The organism is Brachyspira sp. G79, assembly GCF_002379365.1.
In the GTDB taxonomy this organism is placed as follows: domain Bacteria; phylum Spirochaetota; class Brachyspiria; order Brachyspirales; family Brachyspiraceae; genus Brachyspira.
In genome coordinates this window covers 143748-165937 of sequence record NZ_JQIU01000009.1, presented here as the reverse complement: position 1 = coordinate 165937, position 22190 = coordinate 143748, and the positions used below count along the sequence as shown (strand labels likewise).

The following is a 22190-nucleotide window of genomic DNA, read 5'->3' as shown; positions in this document are numbered from 1 at the left end:
TTACCCCGTATATACTTTTAGTACCCTATCAGCTGCATAGATTTATAGAATTATTAAAGAAATAATATTAATGTAAAAATAAATTTGCAACGCAGTTTTCTACTTCAAAGCATTTTTATGATATTACAGCACATAAGTTTATAGAAGAGAATTGTTTAGACTTAGGATTAAAATATATAAGAGGGCTTTCTGCTGATATGGAAGACCTTATAAAAAAAGAAGGTCAGGAAGATGCAGTAAACTTTTTTAATTATCTAACTTTTTGTATAAATAATAATCTAAATTATATAAATACATCAACCCAAACATATACAAAAGAAAATATTATATATAAAAGAAAATACACTAACGATTCAAATGAAAAAGATACTTCAAAAGATGTTTTAATACTCACTAACTGTGCCAAAAATGACGAGAGTTTAAGAAATATGATAGAAGACTTTAAATCAGTATTTAATTATAAAACAAGAGAAATTAATATAAGAGAATATAATTTTCATGGAGGCTGTCTCGGCTGTTTTGGATGTGCTATTACTGGAAAATGTGTTTATAAAGACGGATTTGATGATTTTTTAAGAAATGAAATACAAAAAGCTGATTCAATTATATATGCCTTTACAATAGAAAATCATTATACACATTCAAGTTTTAAAATTTACGATGACAGACAATTCTGTAATGGGCATAGAACTGTTACAGAAGGCATGCCTATAGGATATATAATAAGCGGAGATTATGAAAGAGAATATAATTTGCAAACACTTATAGAATCACGTTCTGAAGTGGGGGGTAATTTTCTCACTCATATTGCATATGATTATAATGATGATCCTTACAATGAACTTTCAAAATTATCATTTATAATGAAATATGCTATGGATAATAAATGTACTCGTCCTAAAAACTTTTATGGTGTAGGAGGAATGAAGATATTTAGAGACTTGATATACATAATGCAGGGACTTATGAAAGAAGATCATAAATACTATAAAAAACATCATATTTATGATTTCCCTCAAAAACAAAAAATGAAAATGCTTCAAATGAAATTAGTAGGTGCTTTAATATCAATTCCTTCAATGCAAAAGAAAATGAAAAATAAAATGAATGAGTATATTTTAGTGCCTTATAAAAAAGTGATAGATAATGCCAAATTATACAAGAAAAGTTAATAACTACAGAAAATTGATAAACTTATAATTTGTTTAGATATATACTTATATTTTAAATTATTCTATATTAGGTTTTTTTTTCGATAATAACAACAATAAATAAAAAATTATTTATCTAGTTTTGGTGATACATATATATTGTTTTGTTTCAATTTAAAAGCAAATGTAATTATGACTATTGCTAAAACTATAAATATAAATGCTAAAATTAATGTGTATTTATTAGGTTCATTTATAATAGTTCCAGATTCGGTATCATAAAATATTTCTGTTTTTGAATTAACCGATAAATTATTATTTTCTCCTTCTAAATATGAATTGGTAAGTATAATATTTTCTCCTTCATATACAAAACTGTAAACTACATTGGCGAATTTCCTTTTTTTAATAGTACCGTATTCATAGTGATTTATGCTTTCTATATTGGCATCAATTTTTATTATACTGCTGTTATTATGACTGAATCTTATATTAAGAAAAATAATCATCAATGCTGAAAATATAAATATTAATCCTATAAAAAAAAGAGTGATTTTATATTTTATTATTTTGTATTTATTATTCATAATTATATATAATAATATATTTTAGTTTTTAAATAAACTATCATTGAAGTAAAAAATGATAATTAATTAATTGATTTTTTATATTCTATAGTATAGTATTTTATATATTGTAAAATAATTAAATAAAAGGATTAATTTCATGAAAAAGATTTTTTGCTTATCTTTATTATTAATTGGATTTGTATTTATTTCCTGTTCTTCTTCCAATAATAATAATGACAATGAAGGCTTATTTATAAATGTGGGGCCTGAGCCAAAAACAATAGACCCAATTTTAAATATAGCAGCAGATGCTTCAGTTTATATAGTTCATGCTTTTGAAGGGCTTGCTTCTAAAGATAAAAATGGTTTAATAACTGCAGGTGCAGCGGAGAGCTGGGATATAAGCGAGGACGGACTTACATATATATTTCATTTAAGAACAAATGGGAAATGGTCTGACGGTAGTCCGTTAACTGCAAATGACTTTGTATATTCTTGGCAAAGGGCAGTTGACCCTAAAACAGCAAGCGAATACAGTTATCAATTTGAACCTGTAAAAAATGCTATGGCTATTAATTCAGGAAAAATGGAATTGAATACTTTAGGAATAAAAGCTATTGATGATTATACTTTAGAAGTAACATTAGAAAAACCTACTGCTTATTTCTTGGAATTAACTGCTTTTCCTACATTCTATCCAGTAAAAAAAGATATAATAGAACAATACGGTGAAACTTGGACTATGAAGCCTGAAACCTATATAGGAAACGGTCCTTATGTAATGATAGAACGAAACATTGATAATAATATAGTAATGACAAAAAATACTAATTATTGGAATTATTCTTCTTTAGTTCCTGAAAAAATTACTTTTGTACTTATGGATAATGCCACAGCTTCTGTTGCAGGTATTAAAGAAGGTTCTTTGCATTTTTCTGACAGAGTGCCTGCTCAGGATATTGATACTTTAAGAGCTGAAGGACTCTTGAAATTAGTAAACCGTTTGGGAACATACTATTATGCAGTTAATCTTACAAATGAAGCTTTAAAAGATGACAGGGTGAGAAAGGCATTATCACTTGCTATAGACAGAAACTATATAGTTGACAATATAGTTAAAGCTGGTACTCCTGCAGGAGCTTTTGTACCTTATGGGGCCCCTGATGTTAATGGCGATTTTAGAGAGGTAGGCGGTGATTATATAAGTGTGAAAGCTGAAGATTATCAAAAAAATATAGAAGAGGCTAAAAGATTAATGGCAGAGGCAGGATATGCTAATGGAGAAGGTTTTCCAGTACTTCAGTTTTTAGTAGATTCTAACAGAGAGATTCCGACCTTTGAAGCAGTACAGCAAATGTGGAAAGAGCATTTAGGTGTTGACAGTACCATAAGTCAGCAGGAATGGGCCGTATTTTTGCAGACTTTATATACAGATAAAAATTATCAAATAGGAAGAAGTGGCTGGACAGCAGATTATAATGATCCTATGACATTTTTAGGAATGTTTTTAAGCTACAGTCCCCAAAACCATGCATTATTTACAAATAAGGAATATGACAGTCTTCTTCAAACTGCCATGAATACAATAGATCAAACTGTCAGAATGGATGCTATGCATAAGGCTGAAAAAATATTTATGGATAATGATGTTATAATACCTTTATATTTTTATGCTACTCCTACATTGATAAGCCCTAAATTAAAGGATATTGTTTTTGACAGCTTAGCTATGCATAAGTTTTTCTATGCTTATATAGAAAAATAATTTTTATTTTATAAAAATTTATAAAAATAACTGCAGGAGTAAAAAATTACAACTGCAGTTATTTAATAAAATTTACTTGATTTAATAATAATTTATGATAATGTTATAGCGATTTTATTATATTTAATAAAAAATAAAAAGCAGAGGATTATATGAACACTAAATACATATTTGTAACAGGTGGTGTTGTATCTGGTTTAGGCAAGGGTATAACAGCAGCTTCACTAGGAAGACTTTTAAAAGCTAGAGGATTAAGCGTAACCATACAGAAATTTGACCCGTATATAAATGTTGATCCCGGTACTATGAGTCCTTTTCAGCATGGTGAGGTTTTTGTTACTGATGACGGTGCGGAAACTGATTTGGATATTGGGCATTATGAGAGATTTATAGACGAAAATTTAAATAAATACAGTAATGTTACTACTGGTAAAATATATCAGCATGTTATAAATATGGAAAGAGAAGGTAAATACCTAGGAGAGACTGTTCAGGTTATACCTCATATTACTAATGAAATAAAAAGAAGAATATACAGAGAAAATGATACTAAAAAAACAGATATAGTAATTACAGAAATAGGCGGAACTATTGGGGATATAGAGTCTCTTCCTTATATAGAAGCTATAAGACAGGTAAAAACACAGTTAGGTCAGGATAATGTACTTTATATACATGTAACTTTAATACCTTTTATAAAATCTTCAGAAGAAATAAAAACAAAGCCTACTCAGCATAGTGTTAAAGAGCTTATGCAAAGCGGTATTATACCAGATATTATAGTTTGCAGAACTAGTCAGCATTTGCAGGAATCGCATAAAAAAAAGATAGCATTATTCTGTAATGTACCTAAAGATAATGTGTTTGAAAACTTTGATGAGCCTAATATATACGGGGTGCCTTTAATGCTTGAAGCTCAGGGGCTTTCTGATGTGGTATGCAGGCATTTCAAATTAGAAACTGCTAAAATAGATTTAACTAATTGGACTGATTTGGTATGTAAGCAGAAAAATATAGCTATACAGAACGATAAAGTAAAGATTGCTATAGTGGGAAAATATGTTTCTATGAAAGATGCTTATATTTCTTTAACAGAGGCTTTAAATCATGGTGGAATATATAATGATGTTAATGTTGATATAGATTGGATATCTGCTGAAGATTTGGAGGATATAGAAGATATATCGAAATATTTTGATGGTGTTCATGGACTTATTATACCGGGAGGCTTTGGTGAGAGAGGACTTGAAGGTAAAATAGAAGCTATTAAATATGCTAGAGAAAATAAAATACCTTATTTTGGAATATGTTTGGGTATGCAGCTTATGAGTGTAGAGTTTGCAAGAAATGTATTAAAACTTGAAGATGCCAATACTATAGAAGTTAATGAAAATGTAAAAAATCCTATTATTACACTTATGGAAGAGCAGAAAAGAAATATTTTAAAAGGCGGTACAATGCGTCTTGGAGCTTTTGAGTGTGATATAAAAGAAGGAAGTTTGGCCCATAAGTTATATGGTAAAACTACTATAAGCGAAAGACACAGACATAGATATGAGTTTAATAATTCCTATACTGACAAAATGGAGAAAGCAGGGTTTATTATTACAGGAAAATTAAAAAATGGAAATTTAGCCGAGATAGCAGAAGTGAAAGATCATCCTTATATGATAGGTGTTCAGTTCCACCCAGAACTAAAATCGAGAATTACCAATCCGCATCCTTTGTTTGTGGGATTTATAGATGCTGCTAAAAAGTTTAGAAAGTAAAAATTAATATCTTTATAAATTGGCATGCTTAAAAATCAGCATGTCATTTTTTATGCGTAAAATCAGTTTTAATCATTAATATTACAATTAAATTATATTATTATAGTTGTAATAATAGCTATTATAATAATCTTTAATTAAAGATAATAAAATTAATGAGCATAAAGATGAGAATTGCAATAATATGTATTAATGAAAAGCGGGCAGATTAATAATGAATGAAGTCTTAAAAAAATGATATGATGTTACATCAATAATAAGAAATGAATCTAAATTAGATAATGCAAAAGTAAATATTATAGAAAAAGATTTATTTTCTTTAAACAAAAGATAATATAAAAGATTTTGATACTATTGTAAGTGCTCTTATAGTTTTGGAAGAAAAAACTTTATAAGTATTCATTAGCGATGCCAAATATTGTCAACTTTAATACAAAACTTATAGTAGTTGGCAGTGCGGGAAGTTTATATACTGATATAAAAAATAAACTTATGTATAGTGAAAGTTTTTAAATCAAAAAACAACCGTAGTACCAAAATGATATATTGATATTGCAAAATAAAAAACCATAGTAAATTAATGATAATAATACTATGGCTTTAATTTTTTTAATTAATAATAAATATTTCTTTTTATAACTAATATTAGTTAATATAAAACTAGTATTAGATTTTTATTATAATAATTAATATATTATATAAGCACCTTGAAATATTTCATTAAATTTGTTTTTATATTCTTCTGTTTGAGTAACTTTAATGATATCCTGAGCCCATTTAGAATTCTCATTTCCTTCATTTACAACTAATCCTGTAGGAAAATTATTGTATTCTCCGTCCTCTACTATATATGAATGAGCATCAAAACCTGCATTTTTCATAACGCTTGAAAATGTTATAGTAGCATCAGCATCTGCATAAGAACCAGCTGTTGATGTAGTTTCTACTTCTAAGAATTTTATATTTTTTGGATTTTCTTTTATATCAAGCATAGTATAAAATTCTCCTGTTTTTTCTCCCAATTTCAAAAGACCTAATTTTTCAAGGAATCTAAGTCCTCTATCCATATTGCTTGGATCATTAGATATAGTAATTGTAGCCCCATCAGGTATTTCTTCCAATGTTTTATGTTTTGATGAATATAGAGCATTTAGAGATGCATATTTAAATCCATCAACTAAAACTAAATGTGAGTTATTAGCCTTGTTAAAAGTATCTATCCAAGGTTTATGATTTAGTATTAGACCATCAATCTCATTAGCACTTAAAGCCAAAGCAGGCAAATTATTTCCATCAAATACTTTAACTTCCATTTTATAGCCTTCTTTTTCCATTAGTCTTTTAATTTCTTCCACTGCTTCAGCATTTAAAGCCATACATCCTATTACTATAGTATCATTTGATGAAGATGATGCTTTGTTAGAGCAAGATACCATTAATAAAATGAGTATCATTGACAAAATTGATATTATTTTTCCTTTCATTTTTTCTCCTTTTTTTATTATTATCTTTCGGCGATTCCGCCTATATATCCATTATCATCGTAGTTTTGATTCATTTTTATTTCCAATAAATCGGATAAATTATTTTTTTCAAGTTTTTCTTTAATGATTTTTTTATGTTTATTTCTTTCAAGAGGATTTATAGTTTTAATTAATCCGTCAAATACATTCAAAAATATTCTATAAGGCATTCCAACTCCCATTTCATCATCTTTCCAACCAGCCATCATTCTTGTACCAGAACACATCATAGACATATTAAAGCATCCATTTTCATAAGGATAAGAAGTACATTCCTCACAAAGTGCCTGCATACCAGATAATTTTATATCATTAGCATGTCCATAATGATAGGCATATCCATGAGCTAAACGCATAGCCTGATATGGTTTGCATACGAATATAACAACATCAGGTTCTTCTTTATAATTTTTTAAGGGCATAATTGCTGCTCCAAAAATTTTATGCTCACAATAAACCATATTTCTTGATATCTTTCTGCTTACACCTAAATCTCTGTATGTTCCAACCTTTACTCTCCTTACTCCAGATACAGTTTCAGGAAGTACACTTTGAAATCCAAGAGCAACAGCACCTCCTGAACATGCATTATGTCCTTTATGTATTTTTAATTTTCTTCCTTCGCTTGCACGGCTTACAAATCTGCAATAAGATGTTTTATTTTTTGTTTCTTCAGCATCTAGTTTATTATATTCATCTTCTGTAAATATAAATTTTATTCCTACTGGACATCTTTCTAATTCTAATATGCTGTTAAGTATTTTATCCATTTCTTCTAAATTCATAAATATATCCTTTAAATTAATTTTTTATATATAAAATCGCCTATATATTGAGCTATATTTACAAATAAAAACATAATAAATACAGAAAAATATAGTATTGTATTATTAAAACTTTGATATCCGTAAGTCAATGCTACAGCACCGAGTCCGCCCCCTCCTACTGCACCTGCTATAGTAGTTGCTGCAATATAATTAACTGCCGCCATAGTAATAACTGATACTATAGAAGGTATTGATTCTCTGATAATTACCCCAAACATTATTTGAATATTTGTAGCTCCAAATGATTTTGCCGCCTCTATTAACTGCTTATCAACTTTAATAAAACTACTTTCAAGTAATCTTGCTATAAATGCTGTAGATGTAATTGATAATGGAAGTATTACAGCCTTTTCTCCTATAGTTGTTCCTATTATAAGACGGGTAAAAGGAGATATGGCAACTATTAGTATTAATATTGGAAATGATCTTATAGTATTAACTATAAAACTTAATACATTATAGAATTTCTTTTTATAATTAAGTCCGTTGGGTCCATACATTGTTAATAAAACCGCTATTATAAATCCTAATATAAAGCCTATTAATATAGTAAAAAACACTATTCTAATTGTAACTATTGTAGAAGGCAGTATTAGTTTTACGAAATAATTTATATATTTATCCAATTTATTCTCCTAACACTTTATAATTTTCTATATTGATAGATTTTAAATATTCTTCAACTTTTTTTAAATCATTACTATTGATAATATTTATTGTAACTTTTCCTATTATGCAGTTCTTATAATCTTCCATAATAAAGTCTATTATATTTACATTAAATTTTCTTATTAATTTTTCTATAATATTATTTGAATCATCTTTTTTATACATAATCTCAATATTTTTTCCAGAATTAGGAAGTAAAATTTTATTATCTCCTAGTATATTGATAAGAGATGCAGGCTGATTAATAAATATTTCTTCAACAATACCTTTGTCTTTTACAACACCATCTTCTATTATAGCCATATCATCACATATAGATTTTACTACATTCATCTGATGTGTAACCAATACTATTGTAATACCCATAGATTTGTTTATATTATTTAAAAGGTCCATAATTGCTTCGGAATTTTTAGGATCCAATGCTGAAGTGGCTTCATCAGATAATAATATTTTAGGATTCATAGACAATGCTCTTGCAATGGCAACTCTTTGTTTTTGTCCTCCAGATAAATCTCTTGCAAGATTATTTATTTTTTCATACATTCCTACAACATCTAGCAAATATCTAACACGCTCATCTATTTCTTTTTTATTAAAGTGCCAGCATTGCATAGGAAATGCTATATTGTCATATACACTTGCTCTTGTGATTAATGAAAAATGCTGAAATATCATTCCCACATCTCTTCTAAACATTCTCAATTCTTTTTCATTAAGTTTTTTTATATCAATTCCATTTACTTCTAAATATCCAGAATCATATTTTTCTAATCCGTTTATACATCTTAGTAGAGTAGATTTTCCTGCACCGCTTCTTCCTATTATACCGAAAATTTTTCCTTTATCTATATCAAGATCTATTCCTTTTAGTATTTCTATATTGTTATATTGTTTTTTTAATGCTGCTATTTTGATCATAATACTAGTTTTATTTATTGAATTAATTATAAGATTTTATTGGATTTATTTAAATAAACACACGGTTTAATGAATTAATTATTCTGAGGAAAATAATAATCTTTGAAAAAGAAGAAAAAAATATTAAAAAACATATACTCTATTATATCATAGTAAAATAAAAAATCAATTGATTTTACTATGATATACTATTTAAAATCTTTATAGAGCATACTTGGCTGAACATCAGTGTTATTTTGATATTTACTGCTGGTATATTCTTCATATTCTCCGTCTATAGTGTGATAATAAAGCTGAGCTATCTCTACGTTTGGGTATATTATAATAGGCTTTATACAAAATATTTCCAAAGTCCAATATCCTGCAAAACCTACATCTCCAAATCCTGCTGTAATATGAATAAATATTCCAAGCCTTCCTATAGATGAACGCCCTTCTATCATAGGTACATAGTTTTTTGTATTTGTATATTCGAGAGTACGTCCAAGATATAATTCACTAGGTTTTAATTCATATCCGCTTTCTGGTATTATTATTTCTTCTGCCTCATTTGCTTTTTTCATATCAAGAACTTTGTCTTTATATACTAAAAGTTTATTATGAAGTCTTACATTATAGCTGTTTGAATTTAATTGTTTTCTATTGAATGGTTCTATTATTATATCTTTACCTATATTTTTTTCTATTTGAAGCCCAGACAAAATCATTTATCTTTATCCTATATACAGTATTTTATTTTAGAAATTATAAATTATTTTCTTTATTTTTCGGTATTATTATAGTATAATTTACAAACTAAAATAAAACGAGGGAGTTATTAATGATATCTATAAATTATAAAAATGTGTTATCTTTTTTAAGAGAACATGAATTGGAATATTTGTCTGACTTTGCAAAATATGCTAATGAACTTTTAGAAAATAAAAAAGGTGCTGGTAATGATTTTTTAGGCTGGGTTAACTTACCTTCAGAAGCTTTGAAAATGGTTAGTGAAATCGATAACTTAGCTAAAGAAATAAGAGAGAATGCTGAAGTATTGGTATCAGTTGGTATAGGCGGTTCTTATTTGGGAGGTAAAGCTGTAATTGAATCATTTTTAAATCCTTTTGCTCAGGCTAAAAAAGGAAATACTCAGGTAGTATATGCTGGTCATAATATGAACGGTGAATATTTTAAACATTTGCTTGATTATTTGGAAGGTAAAGATTTTTATATTAATGTAATATCAAAAAGCGGTACTACAACTGAACCTGCTATAGCTTTTAGAATGCTTAAAGAATATGCTGAAAAAAAATACGGAAAAGAAGGAGCAGCTAAAAGAATAATAGCTACTACAGATAAGGCAAAAGGAGCTTTAAAAACATTATCTAATGAAAATAAATACAGAACTTTTGTTATACCTGATGATGTAGGAGGAAGATATTCTGTACTTACTCCTGTAGGGCTTATACCTATTGCAGTTGCTGGCATAAATATAGAAGAGTTTGTTAAAGGCTTTAATGCTATGGCTAAATTAACTAAAGAAATGGATTATAAGAAAAATCCTTCTATGTTATATGCTATGCTTAGAAATGCACTTTATACTAAAGGATACAGCACAGAAATAATGGTTAATTATATACCTAGAATGCACTATATATCAGAATGGTGGAAACAATTATACGGAGAAAGTGAAGGTAAAGATAAAAAGGGAATATTTCCTGCTTCTGTTGATTTTTCTACTGATTTACATTCTTTGGGTCAGTTTATACAAGATGGTAAAAGAGGATTATTTGAAACTGTTATAAGAGTTGATAAAGAAGATATTGATTTGAAAATACAAAAAGAAGCATCAGATTTGGACGGACTTAATTATTTGGATGGAAAATCTTTGCATGAAATAAATAAATCAGCATTGGAAGCTACAGTATTAGCCCATGTTGACGGAGGCGTACCAAATATAATAGTAGATATTGATAAAATTACTCCTTTCACTATTGGAGAGCTTTTGTATTTCTTTGAAAAAGCATGCGGTATATCAGGTTATATGCTCGGTGTTAATCCATTTGACCAGCCAGGTGTAGAAGAGTATAAGAAAAATATGTTTGCTATGCTTGGTAAAAAAGGATATGAAGAGATGGGTAAAACTCTAAGAGCAAGATTAGAAAAATAATAATATTTAGTTTTATAAAAAAGAAAAGAGGCTCTAATATACCAAAGCCTCTTTTTTATTTGTTAAAATAACTCTTTGATAATATCAGGATATTTTACTATTTCTATTTTTTTATTTTCTGGAATATTATCAAATTCTGTTGTATGCACTTTTATAGGATTTATCTGCCTTCTTATATATTCTATAACACTCTCTGAAACGAATACATCTTTTTTTATATTGATGACTATAAAAGGAACTTTGAATCCTCTTGTGTGGAATAATTCCACTTGTTCTAAAGATGTATGTATAACATTAGAATCATACTCTATAACAGGTATTATATGTACTTCATTTTCTTTTTCTATATCAAGTATCAAGTCCATAAAGTTATAATTTTCTTTTATAGGGCAGTAGAGAGATAGTGATTCAAATACCATATAATCATAAATATTTTTATTTTCATCTATCAAATCTGTAATATCTCTTTCATCAATTTTTGTATTAATGCTATGCATGGGAGATATATTTCCGTTTGTAGCATAAGAAACAAATATTTCTGAAGCTTTTAAATTAGTAGTATTTTTTATATATTCGCAGTCAAATAATTTATTATCTCTTATCTCCATAACAAAAGGTTTGTAATAGCATACTTTCTTATCAAACATTTTTAATGATGATACTATATGAGAGGAAAGATAAGTTTTTCCTACATGACTTTTATCAGATATAATGCAAAATATTTTCATCAAACACCCTTAAAATTAAATATATTTTAAATATCTTTAACAGAAGCTTTAATTTTATATTTAATTTTCTCTCCCGATTTTAATGATATTTTTTTACAGCAAACTATTGTAGAGTTTTGATAATTCATTTCAAGTTTATCAACAGCATCAGATATGGTGTAGTTAGGCATATATAAGAATGCGGTTTCTTCATTACTTTCTATCATCACATTTATTTTTATGTATCCTTCATCAGCCATAGCAAAAGAGCTACCTATATACTCACCAATATCAGAAAGATTATTTGATATTCTTTTTTCCCCGCCTATATAATATCTGTCTTTTTCCTGTCCTGCAAGAAGAGTTATATTATTTTCTAATGCATATATAAACTCTGTATCTTCATTAGATTTATTTTCCATAATAACATCAAGAGAGAAAGTACCGTCATTATTTATTACGTATCTTTTTATCAAATGAATATCTTTACCATTAACTTTTGAAGTTTTTTCAAAAGAAACAGTAGCATAGTCTTTATTAATAAGATTTTCTAGTATATTATAATACTCTTCATAAAATGAAGCATTCTCTTCATATTTTAATAATTGGAATTCTTCTGCAGTAGGCATTTTATTTAAGAAGTGATCTACTCCGAAAACTTTTTCATTTTTATCAAATACCAAATATTTAGCTATTTTTTCATCAACTTTTTTTGCTATTTCATGTATAGATACATGTTCATTGCCATTATTATTAGTATCAGCATTCTTCATGGCAGCTATGTGATAAGCCTCTTTTCTTCTTTTTAAACAGTCTATTAAATTGATAGGATTTTCCTTTTTTATATCCCATTCTATTATAGAGCCGCTTAAAGAATGCAAAATGAAATCGGCACTTTCTGATGATATCATAATTTCATCTCTTCCGTCCATATCAAAATCCATATTATGACTTAGGAAATGTTTTCTTCCATATACTTTTTCTAATGATATTGTTGTTGCTTTTATTAGATTTGCATATGTTTCATGTCTTAAATTATTTAAATAAAGTCCTCCGAATGTACCATGCCAATAAGGGCAGTTGCATTGTCCTTTTAATAGATAGTTTAAAGCGATTTCTTTTTCTTTATAGTTGGATTCTGTAATTTCGCCTATAAGATTGGAAGTAAATATCATTCTCTTATTCATTCTGTTGCTTTCAGAATATTTATAAAAATAATTTCTCCAAAATCCACCTCTCATAAATCTAGTTATTATTTCATTATTCTCATCTTTTTTAAGCTCTTCTTGTTTTTTATGGAATTCATACTGAGTTTCAGCAGGAAGTACCCAAGTAAGCATCTCTTCATAAGAACCTGTAGGTATATATATTTTTGAAACAGGTGCATGACGCTCCATATATTCGCTGTATGTTGTTGTTATGATAGTATCTTTTTCTTTTGTGAGGGCCTCAAAGAATTTTTCAAGCCATTTATCTTCATATACCCATTTTTGAGTACCAGGCCAATCCCCGTATTTTTCTCCATCATCGTGCAAAACTACAACTCTGTTTCCATCTTCTGTTGCTATTGATTTTAAATACTCAATAGATTTTTCTACGTCTCTAAAAGGTATAAGGTAGCGAAGTTCTTGTGATATAGGAAATATATTAAGTTTATAACTTTCATTATCAGTAATAAAATAGCCGAACATATTTTTTGTATCTATTCCTGTAGTCAAAAACTGAGAATCATCAAGCATTATGTATTTAATGCCGTTTTTTGCTAAATTTTTAACTAATGTAGGCTCCCATACTCTTTCAGCAAGCCAAGCTCCTTTAGGTGTTAAATTAAATTTATCTTCTATATATTCATTTAATCTTTTTATCTGTATGTCTTTATCTTTATCAGGTATTGAAGGCATTATAGGCTCATAAAAACCGCCACTTTGAAGTTCTATTCTATTATCATCTGCCAATTTTTTTAATGCTTCTATATGTTCTGGGTGATGTTTTTCTATCCATTCTAATAGACAGCCTGTATAGTGAAAATTAAATTTTATATCTTTATATTTTGTGAGTATATCTAAAAAAGGTTTATATGCTTTTTGATATGTACTTTCAAATACAAAGTCAAAATTACCTACTGGCTGATGATTATGATTGCCTAGTATTAAATTAATAGTTTTCATTATTATGCCCTGCCTGATTAAAAATTTATTACTTATAATTTCGTAATAATAGAAATTTTAATTAACATAATTCTATACTAAATAATGCTTTTTGTAAAGGCACTGCTATATTTATAGTATTACTCTAAACAGTATTGACTTTATTTTTTTATGCTTTAAAATATACGATTATCAAAAATAGGCTATTTTTAAAAAATAATGTTTTTGATAAAATTTATTATTTAGGGAATTTTTTATGTGCGGAATAGTTGGATATATAGGACATAATGATAACGCTATTGATATATTAATGGAAGGACTTTCATCTTTGGAGTATAGGGGATATGATTCTGCTGGTATATCTATAGTTGATTCAAAAAATGATATTATCACTTTTAAGGCGGAAGGAAGACTAGAGAATTTGAGACATATTGTTAAAGAGAATATATCATCAAATATAGGAATAGGACATACTAGATGGGCAACGCATGGTGCTCCTTCTGATATTAATGCACACCCTCATTTTACAGAAAGACTTTCTCTTGTTCATAACGGTATTATAGAAAATTATAAAGATATAAAAAAAGATTTAATAGCCAAAGGATATAAATTTCTTTCTGAAACCGATACTGAAGCTGCTGCAAATTTAATAGATTCATTATATGAAGGAGATCCTTTAAAAGCTATAAAAAAAGCAGTTAACATAATAGAAGGCTCTTATGCTTTTGCTATAATATTTAAAGATGATATTAATAAAGTATATGCTGTAAGAAAGTCAGCACCTTTAATAGCAGCATTGGGAGACAATGAAAACTTTTTAGCTTCTGATATACCAGCAATATTGAAATACACTAATAAATATACATTAATAGAAGAAAATAATATCGCTGTTTTGGAAAAAAATAAAATAACTATATACGATGAAAACTTGAAAGAAACTGACTATAAAATACTTGAAGCTAATTGGACTGTAGAGCAGGCAGAAAAATGCGGATATGATCATTTTATGCTTAAAGAAATTAATGAGCAGCCTAAAGCACTTCTTGATACTATAGAGCCTAGAATAGTTCAGGGTGTTCCAGATTTTGAAAGAGATGGTATCACTGATAAGGATTTTTGGAAGTTTTTTGACAGAGTTTATATAGTGGGCTGCGGTACTTCTATGCATGCTGCTATGATAGGAAAAAGGCTTATAGAAGATAATTGCAGAATACCCGTAGAATGCGAAATAGCGTCTGAGTTCAGATATAAAAATCCTATACTCACAGAAAAAACTTTATCAATATTTATATCACAGTCCGGAGAAACTGCTGATACTTTAGCGGCTTTGAATTTAGTTAAAGAGAAAGGATACAAAACTTTAGCTATAGTAAATGTTAATGGATCTTCTATTGCTAGGAATGCTGATTATGTGATATATACTTATGCAGGACCTGAAATATCTGTAGCTTCAACAAAGGCTTATTCTGTACAGATGGCTATAATGTACTTGATAACTTTTAAGATAATATTAGATAGAAAAATAAAAGATAATGATTATATAAAACTTCTTATAAGAAATTTGCTTAATACTATAGACTCTATAAAAGATGTGCTTAATATGAGCGATACTATAAAAGATTTATGTATTGACTATAAAGAAGCAAGCAGTATATTTTTTATAGGGCGGGATTTGGACTATTATCAGGTTATGGAAGGAGCTTTGAAAATGAAAGAGATTAGCTATATTCACTGCGAGGCATATGCAGGAGGTGAGCTTAAACATGGTGCTATATCTCTTATAACTGATAATACCCCAGTTGTAGCATTAGCTATACAGGAGAAAATATTAAGTAAAATGATAAGCAATACAAAAGAGGTAATATCTAGGGGAGCTAATGTGCTTTTATTTGCAAAAGAAGGTATTGATATAGATAAAGATGCCTACAGAAAAATAGTATATCTTCCTAAAGTAGAGGATATGTTTATGCCTATAGTGTCTATAGTAGCATTACAATTATTAGCTTATCACACTGCTGTTATAAGGGGATGTGATGTAGACAAGCCTAGAAATTTGGCTAAGAGTGTAACTGTTGAATAGTTTTTGTGTGTTTTAGTATATACCTAAACAACTATAATTTGTCAAAAATTAATTTTTTAATTTTAAATATTTGCAAGGCTTTGCCTACCGCTATGCGTGATTCGCAGCTCCAAAGTTCTTTTGCCGCCTATGCACATATAGTGAACTGTCCATATCCTAGGTAGCATGGCACAAATAACCATACAAAGTACGCTGTGGTGAAAGACTGAATTTGATGAAGCCGCCTGTAGCATATGCGTCAAAAAAATTAATAATTCTATATAAAGTGCATCAGTTGATAAGTTGTTTAGGTATATACTGAACATTTTTGAGTTTGTCAAATATTTATTCAACTTTTGGCAAAAGTGCAAATATAAAAATAATACTAAATAGTACTAATTATGTTTTACATGTAGAATAAATTATTAAATTTAGCTTGAAATATAGCCGACGGGAGGTGCCTGTGGTGAGAAGCAGGCACTTCCTACAGCAGCAAAAGAAATCGGGTGTGGCACAACTGTGTGAATCCTAAACTATAATTAAAAGAGATATTAAATAAGAAACTATAAATATTGAAAATAATATATTTTATGATATCATCATTTATAAATTTATAATTGTGAGGCAATTAAATTGATTAGACATTCAAGACCTACTATAAGAAAAAAAGACTTAGAATCCGCTTTAAGAGTAATGATTAGCGATAATCTTGCAACAGGAGATATAATATATGAATTTGAAAGAACCTTTGCCAATTATTTCGGCAAAGGTTTTACTGCTATATTTGTCAACAGCGGAACATCTGCATTAGAACTCATATTAAGACATCTTAATATAGGAGAAGGCGATGAAGTTATAATGTCTTCTTTTCTCAATGCCTCTCCTCTTCAAGTGGTTACAAATCTAAAAGCAACACCCGTACTTATAGATATAGATGAAGATAGCTTTCAAATATCTATGGATAATGTAATAGAAGCCATTAATGAAAAAACAAAAGCCATTATAGTTTCTCATATGTTTGGCAACTGTGCTTTGATTGATGAGCTTACTGATATAAAAGTTCCTATTATAGAAGACGCTTCTCATAGTCTTGGAGGAAAATACAGAGATACTTTACTTGGAAGTTTTGGGGATTTTGCATACTTCTCACTTTCTGCTACTAGAATGATTACTTCAGGTGGTGCTGGAGGTATGATACTTACAAAGAAAAAAGGAATGGACGCTATAAGAGATATAATACATTATGATAAAAAAGATAATTTTATTAAAAGATTCAATTATTGTGCAACAGACCTTCAAGCTTCTATTGGTATAGAGGAACTTAAACATCTTGAAAGAATGGTTGAAGTAAGGGCAGATATTGCTTCATTTTATGATAATGCAATACTTGAAAGTAATTTGATGAAATTATCTACTCATGATAGTGAAAGCCCTTCATATTACAGATATGTATGCATGTTAAATGGAAGTATGAATATATACGATGTTATAAAAATGTTTGAGCGTCATAATGTAGAGGCAGCAAGACCTATATTTAAGCCTTTGCATCAGTATCTTAATTTACCTAATGAAAATTATCCTAATACTGAAAATGCATATTTAAAAAGCATATCACTGCCAATATACCCTACTCTACAAAAAAGTGAGGCAGAGCTTATATGCAAATTAATAAAACAGATAAGATAATATTATTTTACAATACAGTAATGCAGATATTCAAAAGTTGATGACGCTGAATTATTTCTTTTACTGTCAGCCTTAAATCTGTTATATTCTTTGACAAATAAACCATATTCTCCCTTATTTGACATTATGGTTTTTATATCCTCTAATGATAATAAGCCCTCGTTATTATAGCTTACAAATATATATTTGGATTTTGCCTTATTTATTAAATCACTAAATATATTATAAACATCATTTTTACTGCAGTATAAAGATTTTATTCTGTCATTTCTAAGACCTGTTTTGCCTTTTATCTCTGGATTATCATATTTTGCTATTGTTTCAAGCATATGGTAGTTATCAGAATACTGTCTTCTATTATAAGGCGGGTCAATATATAAAATATCTGTATCAATAGTTTCAATTAATTCATTAGCATCATTATTATATACTTTATGCTTTTTATCACTCAATACAAAATCGGACGGATAATAATTAAAAGTTTTTAAAGCAGTATTTTTTATATTTTTTAAAAATGCTCCGTATACAGATGCTGTATTGGCACATTTATCTATATTTTCAAGAAGACTTGTAAGAAGAAAATAATACTCATTTTCATTAATCTTATTATTTTTAAACCACTCTTCTATTTTCATTCTAATAGCGTCGCATTTTGAAGCATTTTCATCTGAGAAATATATTCTTTGATACTCATTATTTTTAGTGCCTCCTAAAGAATAATTATTATAAATAAAACCCTCTTTATAAGGTATATTATTTAAATATTCGCATACGATTAAATGTCTTTCTTTAACTTTGCTTCCTTTTAAATCTTCTATCTCATCATTAAGATTTTTAAAATATAAATATTTATTATTTTCTATATAATGCTTATTCATAACATAACTATAATACTGAATATCATTAGATATAATAGAAAAGTTTTTAGATTTAAAATATCTTCCCACAATACCAGTACCTGCAAACAAATCACAAAATGTAGTGCAGTTTTTATCTATTATAGAATTAATAGATTTATATAAAAAATCTAATAATGATAATTTACTTCCTATATAATTCACAAATATTCCTGAAATAAATATACAATAATTAAGTACAAAATAATTTTAGAATACTATTTATATAATAATATGGATAATTTTACAATAATAAACACTTGACAATATTATTATAAATTTTATAATTCAACTATAATAAAAAATACTGTATAAATTATACTTGTTTCATAAACTAAATAAGGAGCAGAATATGCTTGAACATAGATGTCATAAATGCGGTATAGACATAGGTTATGAAGGATTATGTTTTAGATGCAAAGAAGAAGAAATAAGAGATAAAATACTCGCATTAACTGATGATGAGATAAAAGAAATAATAAATCAATATGTAAAAAATCTAAAAGAAAATAATGCTGATGAAGAGTTAATAAACGGCATTTATATTTATGATTTAATTGCATATAGAGATATTGACTTAAAAGATATAGCAAAAAAAGCATTAGAAAAGAAAATTTATTATCCTGAAGTATTTTATTATAAAGCGGATAAAAATATAAGAGATGAACTCATAAAAAGAATAAATGAAACTGAAGATCCTAGTCAAGGGGCTTCTTTATTGTCATGTTTAGCTATGCAGGGAGATGATAAAGCTCTTGAATGCTTATACAATTTGGAGATACACCCAAAAGAGTGGAGAAAAAAACTTTATGTTGATCCTTCTATATATGCAGAGTGTGCTGGCTGGACTTTTGATAAAGATAAAAAAAGACAGATACTTAATTTTGATAAATGCTATTATTTAGAAAAGGCTAAAAGCAAAGAGGAAAAAGATAAAAGCCCTGTTATTATAGCTTCATTAAGAGATGATAATTGTCCTGAATGCGGATGCAGAAATATTGATATTGCTATTATTGATGGCAGAGATGAAAGACTTAAATTTATAGCTGTTGATGGCATAATAAAGGCTTCATGCTGTCCTAACTGTGTAACTTATAATACTACTTATTCAAAGTATGATTTAAAAGGAGTAAGCGAAATACTTCCTTTCGATAAAGAGTCTGAAAATTATTATCCTGCTGAAGAAAACTATATAAAAGAAGAAGAGCTTATTAATATGCAAAACAATAATTATATACTTTCAAAACATGATGTTCCTTTATTTTTTGGGGCGTTTAGTGAAAGTATTAATACAATAGGCGGATTTGCCAATTGGGTTCAGGATTGGGAATATATAAGATGTCCAAGCTGCGGCCAAAAGATGAGATATTTAATGCAGATTCATTGGGATAGTATTGATAATTGCTCAGAAGGAACTTTATTTATAGAGATATGTACCAACTGCTCTATTACAGCAATGTTTCACCAGCAAACTTGATTTTTGAGTTTGAAGAATTGTTTTTAGTATATACTAAAAATTTTTTAGTTTGTCAATTTTTATCTTGTTATTTTTCCTGTCTCAAAAAGTACAAGTATTAGAACTTTATATTTTAGATATATGTATTAAATGTATGGTATAATCCAAATTTAGACTAAAAATGCAGTTCTTTCGCCACAGGCGGACAGGCGTCATAAAAGAACTGGGATGTTGCATAGCGCACAGCGTGGTGGGCAAAGCCCCTCAAATATTTTAAATTTAAAAAATTTATTTTTTGACAAATTATATTTATTTAGATATATTTAAAATAAAAAAGGAAATAAAAATGAAAAATAAAGTCTGCGTTATAACAGGTGCTTCAAACGGCATAGGAAAAGAAATCGCATTGCTATTTGCGGAAAAAGGATGCGATATAGCTTTCATTGATAAAGATAATGAAAACGGAAATAAACTATGCATACAAATAAAATCATTAGGAAGAGAATGCCTATTTATAAATGATAATATAGACAATGAAAAATCTATAAAATCATTCACTGACAAAGTAATAGAAAAGTTCAGAAATATAGATTATTTAATAAATAATGCCTGCTATTCCAATAAAGGACTTTTAAGTAATTGCAGTTATGATGATTTTTTAGAAATACTAAAAATAGGAGCAGCTGCCCCTTATGAGATTACAAAAAACTTTATTGATTATTTTAATGAAAAATCCTGCATTATAAATATCGCTTCAACAAGAGCTTTTATGTCGCAGAAAGACAGCGAAAGCTACAGTGCAGCAAAAGGTGCAATTATAGCTTTAACTCATGCTATGGCAGTAAGCTTATCCCATAAAGTGCGTGTAAACTCAATTAGCCCTGGCTGGATAAATACAGATGAAAATGCAATGTTCAGTAGAGAAGATATACTTCAGCATCCAAGTGCAAAAGTAGGAAATACTTATGATATTGCAAGTACCGCTTGGTTTATTTGTAATAATGATTTTATAAATGCAGAAAATATTACAGTAGACGGCGGTATGACAAAACTTATGATATATCATAATGATGAAGGCTGGAAATTAAATATGTAAAATTAATTAATATAAATAATAGGTATTACAAAACATACAAATAAAGAAAATACAAAATAAACATAAACAAATATAATAGGTTTACTGCTTATAATAATGTTTAATGTATTATTATCTTCTCTGTTTTGAAATGAGTTTATAAAAGATTTAATTGTATTTATAGAAATAAATATTAAATGTATGAAAAATATTATATTCAAAATTATTAAAGTTAATTTATTTGGAGTAAGTCCGTAATTAACTATCCTATATATAGAAGCTGTCATACTTAATATATCAAAAACTAATGCAAATATTGGAAGTATTACATACATTGCCTTTGTAAATATATTTGTTTTTTTATCCATTCTTGTAAACATTAAATTTATTACAGTGAATGCCAAAAGAAGATTATATATTATATAAATTACTCTATTATTATATGGTCTTAATTCATAAGGAAACATAAAAAACATCATTATAAATAAAGCAAATAAATCAATAACTAAAAATGCCCTTGAAACATATATGGATATAACAGACTTAGTTTTTACATATATTAAATACGCTATAAATGGAACAAAACCATATAAAAATACAAATGAGCATATCACTAATTTAGCTATTGTAAATCCAATATCTGAAGAAGATGCAAATAATGATACAACAGAAAAACCTACTATAAGGAGAACATTAAATAATATAAATAAAACTGTGTTGCTCGCTGCATTAATTATTACAAACCATAAAAATATATCACCAAATACAGTAAAAAAATCTGCAATTTTATCAGTGTTTAAAGCATCAAATGAATTATA

General features: G+C 27.9%; 17 protein-coding genes and 1 pseudogene. 8 read left to right on the top strand and 10 right to left on the bottom strand.

Going from position 1 to position 22190, the window contains the following annotated elements:
* A pseudogene (locus KQ44_RS13675) lies at positions 1-1172 on the top strand (iron-sulfur protein); the annotation flags it as partial.
* Positions 1173-1279: 107 nt separating this feature from the next.
* Here KQ44_RS13675 and KQ44_RS13670 read toward each other — a convergent pair.
* Positions 1280-1738 carry a hypothetical protein gene (locus tag KQ44_RS13670; protein ID WP_096737917.1) on the bottom strand — a complete coding sequence of 153 codons (459 nt, stop codon included), beginning with the start codon at positions 1736-1738 and terminating at the stop codon, positions 1280-1282.
* Between the two features lie 139 nt (positions 1739-1877).
* Between KQ44_RS13670 and KQ44_RS13665 the strand changes: the two genes are divergently transcribed.
* Complete coding sequence (locus KQ44_RS13665; protein ID WP_168171295.1) at positions 1878-3485, top strand: peptide ABC transporter substrate-binding protein; 1608 nt, start codon at positions 1878-1880, stop codon at positions 3483-3485.
* 152 nt (positions 3486-3637) lie between these two features.
* Positions 3638-5254, top strand: coding sequence for a CTP synthase (locus KQ44_RS13660; RefSeq protein ID WP_096737915.1), 1617 nt, complete (start codon positions 3638-3640; stop codon positions 5252-5254).
* A 686-nt stretch (positions 5255-5940) separates the two neighbouring features.
* Here the strand turns inward: KQ44_RS13660 and KQ44_RS13655 are convergent.
* From KQ44_RS13655 to dcd, 5 genes are all read right to left on the bottom strand, one after another.
* Complete coding sequence (locus tag KQ44_RS13655; RefSeq protein WP_096737914.1) at positions 5941-6738, bottom strand: MetQ/NlpA family ABC transporter substrate-binding protein; 798 nt, start codon at positions 6736-6738, stop codon at positions 5941-5943.
* Positions 6739-6758: 20 nt separating this feature from the next.
* Positions 6759-7562, bottom strand: coding sequence for a DUF169 domain-containing protein (locus tag KQ44_RS13650; protein WP_096737913.1), 804 nt, complete (start codon positions 7560-7562; stop codon positions 6759-6761).
* Between the two features lie 11 nt (positions 7563-7573).
* Entirely contained in the window at positions 7574-8230 is a 657-nt protein-coding gene (locus tag KQ44_RS13645; RefSeq protein WP_096737912.1) for an ABC transporter permease subunit, read from the bottom strand.
* Position 8231: 1 nt separating this feature from the next.
* Positions 8232-9194: an ATP-binding cassette domain-containing protein gene (locus KQ44_RS13640; protein WP_096737911.1), complete on the bottom strand. Its 963-nt coding sequence runs from the start codon at positions 9192-9194 to the stop codon at positions 8232-8234.
* Between the two features lie 188 nt (positions 9195-9382).
* A complete protein-coding gene (gene dcd / locus KQ44_RS13635) occupies positions 9383-9901 on the bottom strand; it encodes a dCTP deaminase (RefSeq protein ID WP_096737910.1) in 519 nt (172 codons plus the stop codon).
* Between the two features lie 113 nt (positions 9902-10014).
* On the opposite strand from dcd, the gene KQ44_RS13630 reads away from it, so the two are divergent.
* A complete protein-coding gene (locus tag KQ44_RS13630; protein ID WP_096737909.1) occupies positions 10015-11346 on the top strand; it encodes a glucose-6-phosphate isomerase in 1332 nt (443 codons plus the stop codon).
* 62 nt (positions 11347-11408) lie between these two features.
* On the opposite strand, the gene KQ44_RS13625 is transcribed toward KQ44_RS13630, so the two are convergent.
* Positions 11409-12074 (bottom strand): dethiobiotin synthase, encoded by a 666-nt coding sequence (locus tag KQ44_RS13625; protein WP_096737908.1) that lies wholly within the window; start codon positions 12072-12074, stop codon positions 11409-11411.
* A 26-nt stretch (positions 12075-12100) separates the two neighbouring features.
* Positions 12101-14221, bottom strand: a complete 2121-nt coding sequence (locus KQ44_RS13620) for an alpha-amylase/4-alpha-glucanotransferase domain-containing protein (RefSeq protein ID WP_096737907.1) — start codon at positions 14219-14221, stop codon at positions 12101-12103.
* A gap of 235 nt (positions 14222-14456) precedes the next feature.
* Between KQ44_RS13620 and glmS the strand changes: the two genes are divergently transcribed.
* Positions 14457-16280, top strand: a complete 1824-nt coding sequence (gene glmS / locus KQ44_RS13615) for a glutamine--fructose-6-phosphate transaminase (isomerizing) (RefSeq protein WP_096737906.1) — start codon at positions 14457-14459, stop codon at positions 16278-16280.
* Positions 16281-16892: 612 nt separating this feature from the next.
* Positions 16893-17945: a DegT/DnrJ/EryC1/StrS family aminotransferase gene (locus KQ44_RS13610; protein ID WP_096737905.1), complete on the top strand. Its 1053-nt coding sequence runs from the start codon at positions 16893-16895 to the stop codon at positions 17943-17945.
* 2 nt (positions 17946-17947) lie between these two features.
* On the opposite strand, the gene KQ44_RS13605 is transcribed toward KQ44_RS13610, so the two are convergent.
* Positions 17948-19006 carry a DNA adenine methylase gene (locus tag KQ44_RS13605; protein WP_096737904.1) on the bottom strand — a complete coding sequence of 353 codons (1059 nt, stop codon included), beginning with the start codon at positions 19004-19006 and terminating at the stop codon, positions 17948-17950.
* Between the two features lie 187 nt (positions 19007-19193).
* Between KQ44_RS13605 and KQ44_RS13600 the strand changes: the two genes are divergently transcribed.
* Entirely contained in the window at positions 19194-20318 is a 1125-nt protein-coding gene (locus tag KQ44_RS13600) for a hypothetical protein (protein WP_096737903.1), read from the top strand.
* Positions 20319-20643: 325 nt separating this feature from the next.
* Positions 20644-21393 (top strand): SDR family oxidoreductase, encoded by a 750-nt coding sequence (locus KQ44_RS13595; RefSeq protein ID WP_096737902.1) that lies wholly within the window; start codon positions 20644-20646, stop codon positions 21391-21393.
* Between the two features lie 2 nt (positions 21394-21395).
* Here the strand turns inward: KQ44_RS13595 and KQ44_RS13590 are convergent.
* Positions 21396-22190, bottom strand: a 795-nt coding sequence (locus KQ44_RS13590; protein ID WP_096737901.1) for a hypothetical protein, incomplete at its 5' end; no start/stop codon positions are given.

What these genes read in the sequence shown, in the direction of transcription:
- KQ44_RS13600 (WP_096737903.1), top strand. Translation starts at nt 19,194, where the DNA reads ATGCTTGAACATAGATGTCATAAATGCGGTATAGACATAGGTTATGAA.
- KQ44_RS13620 (WP_096737907.1), bottom strand. Translation starts at nt 14,221, where the DNA reads ATGAAAACTATTAATTTAATACTAGGCAATCATAATCATCAGCCAGTA.
- KQ44_RS13655 (WP_096737914.1), bottom strand. Translation starts at nt 6,738, where the DNA reads ATGAAAGGAAAAATAATATCAATTTTGTCAATGATACTCATTTTATTA.
- KQ44_RS13630 (WP_096737909.1), top strand. Translation starts at nt 10,015, where the DNA reads ATGATATCTATAAATTATAAAAATGTGTTATCTTTTTTAAGAGAACAT.
- KQ44_RS13650 (WP_096737913.1), bottom strand. Translation starts at nt 7,562, where the DNA reads ATGAATTTAGAAGAAATGGATAAAATACTTAACAGCATATTAGAATTA.
- KQ44_RS13660 (WP_096737915.1), top strand. Translation starts at nt 3,638, where the DNA reads ATGAACACTAAATACATATTTGTAACAGGTGGTGTTGTATCTGGTTTA.
- KQ44_RS13665 (WP_168171295.1), top strand. Translation starts at nt 1,878, where the DNA reads ATGAAAAAGATTTTTTGCTTATCTTTATTATTAATTGGATTTGTATTT.
- dcd (WP_096737910.1), bottom strand. Translation starts at nt 9,901, where the DNA reads ATGATTTTGTCTGGGCTTCAAATAGAAAAAAATATAGGTAAAGATATA.
- KQ44_RS13670 (WP_096737917.1), bottom strand. Translation starts at nt 1,738, where the DNA reads ATGAATAATAAATACAAAATAATAAAATATAAAATCACTCTTTTTTTT.
- KQ44_RS13640 (WP_096737911.1), bottom strand. Translation starts at nt 9,194, where the DNA reads ATGATCAAAATAGCAGCATTAAAAAAACAATATAACAATATAGAAATA.
- KQ44_RS13595 (WP_096737902.1), top strand. Translation starts at nt 20,644, where the DNA reads ATGAAAAATAAAGTCTGCGTTATAACAGGTGCTTCAAACGGCATAGGA.
- glmS (WP_096737906.1), top strand. Translation starts at nt 14,457, where the DNA reads ATGTGCGGAATAGTTGGATATATAGGACATAATGATAACGCTATTGAT.
- KQ44_RS13625 (WP_096737908.1), bottom strand. Translation starts at nt 12,074, where the DNA reads ATGAAAATATTTTGCATTATATCTGATAAAAGTCATGTAGGAAAAACT.